This is a genomic window from Citreimonas sp. (genome assembly GCF_042096055.1).
GTDB lineage: Bacteria > Pseudomonadota > Alphaproteobacteria > Rhodobacterales > Rhodobacteraceae > Citreimonas.
The window spans coordinates 1-10,621 of the sequence record NZ_JBELMH010000070.1; the positions used below are offsets into that span (position 1 = coordinate 1).

Here is a 10,621-nt window from a genome sequence, read left to right on the forward strand (position 1 = left end):
GCGGCGCGCAGCGCGTCCATGTCGCCCTTGCCCTGCGTCGCGATCACCAGGAACCCCGCCTCGGGCGCGTCGAAGGCGTCGCGGTGCGCGTCGACCTCGGGCATCGCCTCGGGCGTGGTGTCGGGCGCGCACAGCGTGCGGTGAAAATCGAAGCGGCCCGCCAGCTCGGCCAGCGCCTGCGCCACCGGGCTGGCGCCGCAGATCGCCAGCCGCGCGCGCGGCAGCACCGGCTCGACGAAGATATCCATCGAGCCTTTGCTGGGACAGCCGTTGCGGGCAAAGCGCACGCCCTGCCGCTCTTCGCCCGCCGACACGCCGCTGGCTTCCAGCAATTCCTCGGGCTGAAGCGAGATCAGCCGCGGCTGGCCGGTCTCGATCGCCTCGCGCACCGCGCGGGCGACCGCGGCGCGCGCGCAGCCGCCGCCGATCCAGCCCTCGACCACCGCGCCGGTCGCGTCCAGCAGCGCCCGCGCGCCGGGCTTGGCGGCGGTGGCGTCCAGCGTTCGGATCACGGTCGCCACGGCGAAGGGCGTCTCGGCGCGCATCAGCCGGTCGATGGCGGACTGCACCTTGCGGTCGACGGGAAAGGGCATCGCGGACATCAGGGTCATATCCTTGCAAGCTCCGGTTCGAGGGCGTCGAGGTCGGCCAGCGTGCCCGCGGGCGCGAAAAGATCGAGATGCGGCAAGGCGGCGGCCATGCCGCGCGCGACCGGCGCGTAGCCGTCCCAGCCCTTCAGCGGGTTCAGCCAGACGATCCGGCAGCCGCGTTTCCGCAGCCGGCCGAGTGCCGCGCCGATGCGGTCGGGGTCGGCGCTGTCGTAGCCGTCCGACAGGATCAGCACGACGGTGCGGCCGTCCACCGCGCGCCGCGCGTAGGTGCGCGCGAAATGGTCCAGCGCCTCGCCGATCTTCGATCCGCCGCCGAACCCGTCCGACAGCAGCGTCAGCCGGTTGAGCGCGCGCAGCGGGTCGGGGTCGCGCAGCGCGTCGGCGATCCGCACCAGCCGGGTGTGGAACAGGTACGCGTCGGTGTCCGGATCGGCGCGCATCAGCCCCGACAGGAACGCGAGGAACGGGCGGGCGTACAGCGTCATCGACCCCGATACGTCCGCCAGCGCGACGATCTTCACCGGCCGGTCGGGCCGCGTCCTGCGCGCAAGCTGCAAAGGTTCGCCCCCGGTGGCGAGGCTGCGGCGGATCGTGCGGCGAAAGTCGACGCCCGCGCCCTTGCGCGCCGCGCGACGACGGCGCGAGCGGCGGTCCCGCAGCGCCGCCCCCAGCCGGCGCGCGACCGCCTCGGCCTCGGCCACGTCGGCCGGAGAGACCACGTCGCGCAGGTCCTTCTTCATCAGGTTGCGCAGGTCGGACGCGACCAGTTCGCCGCTGCCTTCGGCCTCGGTCTCGCCCTCGCCGTCGTCCCGCTCGGGGCTGTCGGCGCGGCCGGTGCCGGTGCTGCGCACGGTCCCGTCCTCGAGGGTGCTGCGCGTCGTCCTGTCGGATCGCGCGGTGGGCATGACGCGTTCGCGTACCCGGCCCTCGTTCAGCCAGAAGGCGTCGAACAGCGCGTCGAAGCGCGCGATCTCCTCGGCGCGGCCGGCGCAGACGGCCTTGAGCGCCAGCCGCGTCATCGCCGGATCAGCCACGCAGACATGGCCCAGCGCCTGCAATGCGGTCTCCGCCTCTCGTACGCCCAGCGCGAAGCCGTGCACGCGCAGATGCGCCAGGAACCCGGTCAGGCGCGCGGCGATGCCGGGGTCGCGCGCGGCGAAGCGGGTGACGCGGCTCATGCCGCCTTGCCCGCCAGGCGCGCGGCGACCTCGGGCGGCAGCGCCGCGCGGTCGCCTTGCGTCTTCAGCAGCGTGGCCAGCGCCACGTGCAGCACCGCCGGGTCGTCGCTCAGGTCCGACAGGCCCAGCCCCGCCACCGCGGCGGCGAAATCCAGCATCTCGGCGACGCCGGGGACCTTCTCGAGGTCCTCCTTCCGCACCGCCTGCACGAAGCCCACGATCTGCGTCGCCAGCCGCGCCTCGACCTGCGGCGCGCGGGCACGCAGGATCGCCATCTCGGTCTCGCGGTCGGGGTAGTCAACATGCGCGTAAAGGCACCGCCGCCGCAGCGCGTCCGACAGGTCGCGCGTGCCGTTCGAGGTCAGGATCACGTGCGGCCGCGTCACCGCTTGGATGGTCCCCAGTTCGGGCACCGTGATGGCGAAGTCCGACAGCACCTCCAGCAGGTAGGCCTCGAATTCCTCGTCGGCGCGGTCGATCTCGTCGATCAGCAGCACCGGGGCCACGTTCTGCCGGATGGCGGCCAGCAGCGGCCGCTCCAGCAGGAACGCCTCGGAGAAGATGCGCGCCTCGGCGGCCTTGGCGCCCTCGCCGTCCTCGGCCGCGGCACGGATCGACAACAGCTGCTTCTGGTAGTTCCACTCGTAGATCGCCTGCGCGGCGTCCAGCCCCTCGTAGCATTGCAGCCGGATCAGCCGCGTGTCGCGCGCCTGCGCCAGCGCGCGGGCGATTTCCGTCTTTCCGACACCGGCCGCGCCTTCCAGCAGCAGCGGCCGGCCCAGCGCGATGGCGAGGTGAAGCGCCATCGCCAGGTCGGGAGAGGCGACGTAACCCTTTCGGGCCAACTCGTCCTGAAGTGTCTTCCACTCGTCCATGTCGCCCCTCCCTGGCGCCACGCCCGGCCGAAGCCGGACGCGGACCCCTCAGCCGTGCAGGCCCAGATCGTGCGCGATCTTCCAGACGCGCCAGTGATCGTGAGGCATGTGCGCCTGCCGCAGCCCGAAGGCGCGGAACGCGTCGTGCACCGCGTTCGAGAAGGCCGGCACCCCGCCCACGTTCGGGCTTTCACCCACGCCCTTGGCGCCGATCGGGTGATGCGGGCTGGGCGTCTCGGTGTGGTCGGTGGTGTAGTGCGGCGTCTCCCAGGCCGTGGGCAGGAAGAAGTCCATCAGCGTGCCGGTCTTGCAGTTGCCCAGGTCGTCGTAGGCGATCTCCTGGCCCATCGCGATGGCCAGCGCCTCGGTCAGGCCGCCGTGGACCTGGCCCTCGATCACCATCGGGTTGATCCGCGTGCCGCAATCGTCGAGCGCGTAGAACTGGCGGATCTTGTGCTCGCCGGTGTCCACGTCGATCTCCATCACGCAGATATAGGCGCCGAACGGGTAGGTCATGTTGGGCGGGTCGTAGTAGCTGACCGCCTCCAGCCCCGGCTCGATGCCCGGGATGGCCTGGTTGTACGCGGCGTAGGCGATCTCGGTCATGGTCTTGAACCGCTCGGGCGCGCCCTTGACCGCGAAGCGGTCGACGTCCCATTCCAGATCGCCGTCATGCACCTCGAGAAGGTAGGCCGCGATCATCTGCGCCTTGGCGCGGATCTTGCGCCCCGCCATGGCCGCCGCCGCCCCCGCCACCGGGGTCGAGCGCGACCCGTAGGTGCCGAGGCCGTAGGGCGCCGTGTCGGTGTCGCCTTCCTCGATCGTGATCATGTCCGACGAGATGCCGATTTCCGACGCCAGGATCTGGCCGAAGGTCGTGGCGTGGCCCTGCCCCTGGCTGATCGTGCCCAGCCGCGCGATGGCCGACCCGGTGGGGTGGATGCGGATTTCGCAGCTGTCGAACATGCCCATCCCGAGGATATCGCAGTTCTTGACCGGCCCGGCGCCCACGATTTCCGTGAAATGCGTGAGGCCAATGCCCAGCAGCGTGCGCGTCTCGCCGCGCTTGAACGCCTCCACCCGCTCGGCCTGTTCCTTGCGAAGGCCTTCGTAGTCCACCGCCGCCAGCGCCTTGTCCCAGGCCGTGTGGTAGTCGCCGCTGTCGTATTCCCAGCCCAGCGCCGAGTGGTAGGGGAACTGGTCGGCGCGGATGAAGTTCTTCCGCCGCAGCTCGGCCGCGTCCATGTTCAGCTCGATCGCCAGGACCTCGATCATCCGCTCGATGAAATACGCGGCCTCGGTCACGCGGAACGAGCAGCGATAGGCCACGCCGCCCGGCGCCTTGTTGGTGTAGACGCCGTCGACGCCCACGTAGGCCACGGGGATGTCGTAGGACCCGGTGCAGATGTGGAAGAACCCGGCGGGGAACTTGGTCGGATCCGCGCAGGCGTCGAACGCGCCGTGGTCGGCGGTCACGTGGCAATGCAGGCCGGTGATCTTGCCGTCCTTGGTGGCGCTGATGCGGCCCTTCATCCAGTAGTCGCGGGCGAAGGCGGTGGCCATCAGGTTGTCCATCCGGTCCTCGATCCACTTCACCGGCTTGCCGGTGACGATGGACGCGACGATGGAACAGACGTAACCGGGGTAGACGCCGACCTTGTTGCCGAAGCCGCCGCCGATATCCGGGCTGATCACGCGGATGTCGTGCTCGGCGATCCCCGACAGAAGCGAGGCGACCGTGCGCACCACGTGCGGCGCCTGGAAGGTGCCCCACAGCGTCAGCTTGCCGTTGACCTTGTCCATCGACGCGACGCAGCCGCAGGTTTCCAGCGGACAGGGGTGGGTGCGGTGGTAGTACACCATCTCCTCGGCCACGACCTCCGAGCTTTCGATCGCCTGCTCGGTGGCTTCCTTGTCGCCCTCCTCCCACAGGAAGATGTGGTTGTGGTGGCGGCGGGCGCCGTGGGCGCCGGGCGTCGCGGTGTCCAGATCCTCGCGCAGCACCACATCGGTCGTCAGCGCCTCGAACGGGTCGACGATGACGGGCAGGTCCTCGTAATCGACCTCGACCAGCTCGATCGCGTCGGCGGCGATGTAGCGGTCCTCGGCCACCACGAAGGCGACCTCCTGGCCCTGGAACAGCACCTTGCCGTCGGCCAGCACCATCTGCTTGTCACCGGCCAGCGTCGGCATCCAGTGCAGGTTGAGCGGCTTGAGATCCTCGGCCGTCAGCACGGCGATCACGCCCGGAAGCGCCAGCGCGGCCGAGGCGTCGATGCTCTTGACCCGCGCATGGGCGTATGGCGAGCGCACGAAATCGCCGAACAGCATGCCCGGCAGCTTCAGGTCGTCGACGTAGTTGCCCTTGCCTTGCGTGAAGCGCGCGTCCTCGACCCGCTTGCGCGCGCAGCCGAGGCCCTTGAGCTTCTCGACGCGCTCTTCGCGATCCTCGAAATCCTTCATTGTGCCGCCTCCCGGGCAGAATTCATTTCCGCCGCAGCGGCGAGAATGGCCTTCACGATGTTCTGGTAGCCGGTGCAGCGGCACAGGTTGCCGGACATGCCGAAGCGCACCTCCTCCTCGGTCGGGTTCGGGTTCTCCTGCAGCAGCCGGTGCGCGCGGGTGATCATCCCCGGCGTGCAGAAGCCGCATTGCAGCCCGTGATGCTCCTTGAACATCTCCTGCAGCACGTGCAGCCCGTCCGGGTTGCCCAGCCCCTCGATCGTCGTCACCTCGGCGCCGTCGGCCTGCGCCGCGAAGACGGTGCAGGATTTCACCGACTTGCCGTTCATCTCGACCGTGCAGGCGCCGCAATGGGACGTCTCGCAGCCGATATGCGGGCCGGTGATGCCCAGCTCCTCGCGCAGCACGTGGATCAGCAGCTGGCGCGGTTCGGACAGAAGCTCTTTCTTCTGGCCGTTCACCGTCATCTTGATGTGCATCTTGCTCATGTCAGTCTCCTCAGGCGCGCTGGAACGCGCGGGCGATGGCGCGCGACAGGATCACGCCGGCCACGTGGCGCTTGAATGCGATGGGCCCGCGGTTGTCCTCCTGCGGGTCGATGTCGGCCAGCATCGCCTCGACGGCGGCACTTACGGCGGCCTCGTCGCAGCTCGTGCCGGTGATCGCCTGCGCGGCGGCTTCGGACCAGACGGGCGTGTCGCTGACGTTGGTCATGGCGATGGAGGCGGACGTCACCGTGCCGCCCTCGGCCTCGATCAGCACGGCGGCGGCCGCGGTGGCGTAGTCGCCGATCTTGCGCTTCTGCTTCTCGTAGGCGTAGCCGCCCTGCGTCGCCGCAAAGCGCACCTGCACCAGGATCTCGTCGTCGGCGCGGTCGGTCATATAGGCCGCCTCGTAGAAGTCGCGCGCCGCGACCTCGCGCCGGCCCTCGGGGCCTTCCAGCACATAGGTCGCGCCCAGGCACTGCATCAGCCCCGGCATGTCGTTGCCCGGATCGCCGTTGGCGACGTTGCCGCCGATCGTGCCCATGTAGCGCACCTGCGGGTCGGCGATCTGCAGCGCGGTCTCGCGCAGGATCGGAGCCGCGGCGAACAGCTCCTCGCTGGCGATCAGGTCGTGCTGTGTCACCATCGCGCCCAGCGTCACCGTGCCGTCCGCGACCGAGACCTGCTTCAGCTCGGGCACCGCCTGGAGGTCGACCAGGTGTTCCAGGTCGGCCATGCGCAGCTTCATCATCGGGATCAGGCTGTGCCCCCCGGCCAGCACGCGGGCATCGTCGCCCAGCTCGGCCAGCAGCTTCACCGCCCCGGCGACATCCGCCGGCCGGTGGTATTCGAAAGCGGATGGTATCATGTGCTCCTCCCTGCGCCGGTCCTCCGGCGGGGGAAGTCTCGGTCACGAATTGCATGCCGCGATATGCCGTCGCACAACCGGCGCGGACCGCTGCACGAACGGCGAACCGGTGTTCACGAACGGCGTATGCAGGTGCAGCGAAGGCCCGCGCCCGGCGACTCGGGGCGCGAGGCGGTCAGAGGCCGAGGTGGTCGCGCACCGCGTTCAGCCGCGCCCGGCTGACCGGCGCCTTGGCGATGGCGGGCACGTCCTCGAAGAACACCACGCCGGTGTCCTTCTTGCGCTCGAACCCGCTGACATGGCGGCGGTTCACGATGTAGCTGCGATGCGTGCGGATCATGTCGCCACCCGGCAGCCGCCGCGCGCTCTCCGAGATCGACCAGGGGCACAGCGCCTTGCTGTCGCCGAAATAGAGCACCGTGTAATGCCCCTCGGCGCGGATCGCCGCGACGTCCTCGATCCCGACGAAGCGGATGCGGCCCTCGCGCTCGTAGGGGATGCGGTAGGCCGGGTCCGCCTCGGAGGGCGGCGGCGGCGCCTCGGCCACGCCGGGCGGCTCGGGCGACGGCACGGGTGCGGCCACCGGCCCCGCGCCCGCCACGGCCGCCGCCTCGTTGAAGGTCACGCCGGTCATGATGAACGCGGCCGAGATCAGGAACGCCGCCAGCGTCACCCCGAAGGCCAGCGTCGCGTTGTCCAGCCCCGGCCCGCCGCCGCGCGCGCCCGGGTCGGGCACGAAGGACGTGCCCGCCATCGCCACGAAATGCACCGCGAAGACCGCGATGCCGAAGCCCAGCGTGCCCGACAGGATGTTGCGCAGGTCCCGCCCCGCATAGGCCAGCCAGAACGCCGCCACGCTCAGCGCGATCGAGATCGCCACCGCGACAGCGATGCCCGCCACCGTGTAGACCGGGATCGCCATGCGCATCCCCGACATGCCGATGTAATGCATCGCCGGGATGCCCACGCCCACCAGCACGCCCGCCACCAGGATGCGCCGCGGGCTGCGCGCGCCGAAATGCATCAGCATCAGGCCCAGCCCGACGATCAGGATCGCCGTCAGGGCCGAAATCATCGTCGTCAGCGCGTCGTAGTAGAAGGGCACCGGCAGGCGCAGGCCCAGCATGGCGACGAAATGCATCGACCAGACGCCGCCGCCCAGCACGATCGCCGACATCGCCACCACCGCCTTGCGCTGCGGCACCGGCAGGCCCGCGGCCCCCCGCGTCAGCGTCAGACCGGTGAATCCCGCCATCAGCGCGACCGCCAGCGAGGCGATCACGAGGATCGGGTCGTGCGCGTGTTCATGCATCCCGCGGCCGCTCTCCCAAGGACCTGCCGCTTGATACACGAAACCCGTGCACAATCCATCAATGTCGTCCGCCCGTCGCGCAACAATGATGCGCGGCCATGCAGCGCGGCCACGCAGCACCCGGTCGGCCGGGCAGGATCACGCGCCCTGCCCGGCCGGTCCGCGTCAGTCCTCGACCAGCTCGCCGGTCCCGGTGTCGAGGTGATACTCGCCGCCGCCGTCCATCTCGATCTCGTAGACCCAGCGGTCGTCCTCGTCGTCGAGTTCCAGCTCCTCGATCCGCGCGCCGTCCTGCTCCAGCCCGGTCAGCGCCTCGACCAGCATGCCGCTCGCAGCCTCGGCCGCCTGCAGTTCCTCGTCCTGGAAGATGCCGCTGACGAAGCTGTCCAGCCGCTGCTCGGATTGCGAGACGACCTCGCCGCTCTGGGCGTCGACGCTGACCTCGTAGACGTCGCCGCCCTGCACGATGTCGATCTCGTAGACGCGGATGCCGCCCTCGGTCTCCAGCTCGGCCTCGAGCACGCCGCCCGCGACGCTGCCCTGCGCCGCCTCGATCGCGCGCGCCATGCCGACGGTTTCGGGCGCGTCCTGGGCCAGGGCCGGCCCTGCGGCCAGCGCCGCGGCGGCCATGATGAGGGGAAGGGAATGTCGCATGGTGATCTCCGTTCGTTCTGGGCCCCGGCACCGCACGGGCCGGGCTATCGGGGAAACCCGGCGCGGCGGGAAAGGTTTCCCGCCCCGCGCAGGCCCGCGACGGGCGCCGTTCGTGCAAGACGAATTGCCTTTGTCCGCGACCGGGCGCAGGATTCGCGGCGGGTCCGCACTCGCACGCGATGAAAGGAAGCGCGACATGGCCTATTACACCGGTACCATCCAGGCCGTTCCCACGGCCAACAGGCAGGCCTTCGTCGACCACGCGGCCGCTGCCTGGCCTTTGTTCCACGCCCACGGCGCCACGCGCATGATCGAAACCTGGGGCACCGACGTGCCGCACGGCACGGTCACCGACTTCTACCGAGCGGTCGAGGCGACCGGGGACGAAAGCGTCGTCTTTTCCTGGATCGAGTGGCCCGACCGCGCCACCGCCGATGCCGCCTGGCCGGCGATCGACGCGGACCCGGCCATGAAGGCGCTGCCGCCGATGCCCTTCGACGGCAGCCGGATGATCTTCGGCGGCTTCGCGCCCGTGCTCGAGCGGGGCAGCCATTCCGGCGCGCCGCATTACCAGGGCTTCCTGCTCGCGGTGCCCGAAGGAAAGAAATCCGCCTATGTCGACATGGCGGAATGGGGCTGGTCGATCTTCAAGCCGCATGGCGCGCTCGGCGTGGTCGAGGCCTGGGGCGAGGACGTGCCGCACGGCAAGCGCACCGACTTCTATCGCGCCATCCGCGCCGAAGAGGGCGAGGTGCCCGTCTTCAGCTGGATCGCCTGGCCCGACCGCGCCACCTGCCTCGCCGCCGGCGCCGCGATGGAGGCCGAGATGAGTGAGGCCGAGATGCCCGAGATGCCGTTCGACGGCATGCGCATGATGTGGGGCGGGTTCGAGCCGGTCTTCGATTCCGGCGCCTGAGCGGCTGAAAAAACGCCCCCGCGGCGGGTAGTGCGCCCGCGCCGCGGAGGCGTGAATCCTAAGGATTCGTAAAAGCGTCTCTGCAAGCCATTGATATTGCTAGGGCGCTTGCATGTCCCATCGTGGGACACCGCGCGGCCGGCCCCCGTCCCCGGGGTGCCGGCCGCGCGTGCGGGTCACCCCTTGTCGCCGATCTTGTCCTGGGTCCGAGTCTCGAAATCCTCAGCCGCGTGCCGCTCGTGAAGCTGCTCGTGGGGCTCGCCGAAGGTCCGGTTGACCATCCGGCCCCGCTGCACCGCCGGCCGCGCGTCGATCTCCTTCGCCCAGCGCTGGACGTTCTCGTAGCTCTGGACGTCCAGGAACTCGCCCGCGTCGTATTGCCGGCCCAGCGCCAGGTTGCCGTACCACGGCCAGATCGCCATGTCGGCGATCGTGTAATCCTCGCCGGTGATGAACGCCCGGTCCGCCAGGTTGCGGTCCAGCACGTCCAGCTGGCGCTTCACCTCCATCGTGAAGCGGTTGATCGGGTATTCCATCGGCTCGGGCGCATAGGCGTAGAAATGTCCGAACCCGCCGCCGAGGTAGGGCGCGCTGCCCATCTGCCAGAACAGCCACGACAGCATCTCGGCCCGCTTCTCGGGCGCGCCGAGGAAGGCGCCGAACTTCTCGGCGAGGTGCAGCAGGATCGCGCCGGATTCGAACACCCGCACCGGATCACCGCCCGAGCGGTCGATCAGCGCCGGGATCTTCGAGTTCGGGTTGACCCCCACGAAGCCCGATCCGAACTGGTCGCCGTCGCCGATCTTGATCAACCAGGCGTCGTATTCCGCGCCGCGGTGCCCGGCGGCCAGCAGTTCCTCGAACATCACCGTGACCTTGACCCCGTTCGGCGTGGCGAGGCTGTAGAGCTGGAACGGATGCTGGCCGTGCGGCAGGACCTTGTCGTGCGTGGCCCCGGCGATGGGTCGGTTGATCGAGGCAAAGCGTCCGCCGCTCTCGGCGTCCCAGGTCCAGACTTTCGGCGGGGTGTAGGCTTCGGTCATCGCGGCGATCCTTCTTGGTGGAGTTTCCCCAGAACCTAAGCATGCGCCGCCGGAACGCCAGAGGCACGCGCGCCGCTTTCGTCCGCGCAGGGGCTGTGCTTTGCTGCAGGGATGGATCGCAGACCCGTCGCCCTTGTCCTCGGAGCCGCCGTCTGGCCGGACGGCCAGCCCTCGCCGACGCTGCGCCGGCGGGCGCTGCACGCGGCCGGGCTGTGG

General features: G+C 70.0%; 10 protein-coding genes. 1 reads left to right on the top strand and 9 read right to left on the bottom strand.

The window, feature by feature from the left end:
• The 8 genes from ACFDTC_RS13995 to ACFDTC_RS14030 form a co-directional block, all read right to left on the bottom strand.
• Positions 1-602: XdhC family protein (locus ACFDTC_RS13995; RefSeq protein WP_375259500.1), on the bottom strand; the 602-nt coding region annotated here is incomplete at its 3' end.
• Positions 603-607: 5 nt separating this feature from the next.
• Positions 608-1,789: a VWA domain-containing protein gene (locus tag ACFDTC_RS14000; RefSeq protein WP_375259501.1), complete on the bottom strand. Its 1,182-nt coding sequence runs from the start codon at positions 1,787-1,789 to the stop codon at positions 608-610.
• Positions 1,786-2,664, bottom strand: a complete 879-nt coding sequence (locus ACFDTC_RS14005; protein ID WP_375259502.1) for an AAA family ATPase — start codon at positions 2,662-2,664, stop codon at positions 1,786-1,788. Before ACFDTC_RS14005 ends, ACFDTC_RS14000 begins: the two co-directional genes overlap by 4 nt.
• 48 nt (positions 2,665-2,712) lie before the next feature.
• The gene (locus tag ACFDTC_RS14010) at positions 2,713-5,127 is read right to left on the bottom strand and encodes an aerobic carbon-monoxide dehydrogenase large subunit (RefSeq protein WP_375259503.1); all 2,415 of its coding nucleotides are present in this window, start codon (positions 5,125-5,127) and stop codon (positions 2,713-2,715) included.
• Positions 5,124-5,615 (bottom strand): (2Fe-2S)-binding protein, encoded by a 492-nt coding sequence (locus tag ACFDTC_RS14015; protein WP_375259504.1) that lies wholly within the window; start codon positions 5,613-5,615, stop codon positions 5,124-5,126. Before ACFDTC_RS14015 ends, ACFDTC_RS14010 begins: the two co-directional genes overlap by 4 nt.
• 10 nt (positions 5,616-5,625) lie before the next feature.
• A complete protein-coding gene (locus ACFDTC_RS14020) occupies positions 5,626-6,480 on the bottom strand; it encodes an FAD binding domain-containing protein (RefSeq protein WP_375259505.1) in 855 nt (284 codons plus the stop codon).
• A gap of 175 nt (positions 6,481-6,655) precedes the next feature.
• The gene (locus ACFDTC_RS14025) at positions 6,656-7,792 is read right to left on the bottom strand and encodes an MHYT domain-containing protein (protein ID WP_375259506.1); all 1,137 of its coding nucleotides are present in this window, start codon (positions 7,790-7,792) and stop codon (positions 6,656-6,658) included.
• A gap of 165 nt (positions 7,793-7,957) precedes the next feature.
• Positions 7,958-8,446, bottom strand: coding sequence for a PepSY domain-containing protein (locus ACFDTC_RS14030; protein WP_375259507.1), 489 nt, complete (start codon positions 8,444-8,446; stop codon positions 7,958-7,960).
• Positions 8,447-8,642: 196 nt separating this feature from the next.
• Here ACFDTC_RS14030 and ACFDTC_RS14035 point away from each other — a divergent pair, with 196 nt between their 5' ends.
• Positions 8,643-9,362: a DUF1428 domain-containing protein gene (locus tag ACFDTC_RS14035; RefSeq protein ID WP_375259508.1), complete on the top strand. Its 720-nt coding sequence runs from the start codon at positions 8,643-8,645 to the stop codon at positions 9,360-9,362.
• A 176-nt stretch (positions 9,363-9,538) separates the two neighbouring features.
• On the opposite strand, the gene yghU is transcribed toward ACFDTC_RS14035, so the two are convergent.
• Positions 9,539-10,405 (bottom strand): glutathione-dependent disulfide-bond oxidoreductase, encoded by an 867-nt coding sequence (gene yghU / locus ACFDTC_RS14040; protein WP_375259509.1) that lies wholly within the window; start codon positions 10,403-10,405, stop codon positions 9,539-9,541.
• Positions 10,406-10,621 lie beyond the last annotated feature (216 nt).

Coding starts and splice junctions, on each gene's coding strand:
- ACFDTC_RS14025 (WP_375259506.1), bottom strand. CDS start 7,792: ATGCATGAACACGCGCACGACCCGATCCTCGTGATCGCCTCGCTGGCG.
- ACFDTC_RS14020 (WP_375259505.1), bottom strand. CDS start 6,480: ATGATACCATCCGCTTTCGAATACCACCGGCCGGCGGATGTCGCCGGG.
- ACFDTC_RS14005 (WP_375259502.1), bottom strand. CDS start 2,664: ATGGACGAGTGGAAGACACTTCAGGACGAGTTGGCCCGAAAGGGTTAC.
- ACFDTC_RS14035 (WP_375259508.1), top strand. CDS start 8,643: ATGGCCTATTACACCGGTACCATCCAGGCCGTTCCCACGGCCAACAGG.
- ACFDTC_RS14030 (WP_375259507.1), bottom strand. CDS start 8,446: ATGCGACATTCCCTTCCCCTCATCATGGCCGCCGCGGCGCTGGCCGCA.
- ACFDTC_RS14000 (WP_375259501.1), bottom strand. CDS start 1,789: ATGAGCCGCGTCACCCGCTTCGCCGCGCGCGACCCCGGCATCGCCGCG.
- yghU (WP_375259509.1), bottom strand. CDS start 10,405: ATGACCGAAGCCTACACCCCGCCGAAAGTCTGGACCTGGGACGCCGAG.
- ACFDTC_RS14015 (WP_375259504.1), bottom strand. CDS start 5,615: ATGAGCAAGATGCACATCAAGATGACGGTGAACGGCCAGAAGAAAGAG.
- ACFDTC_RS14010 (WP_375259503.1), bottom strand. CDS start 5,127: ATGAAGGATTTCGAGGATCGCGAAGAGCGCGTCGAGAAGCTCAAGGGC.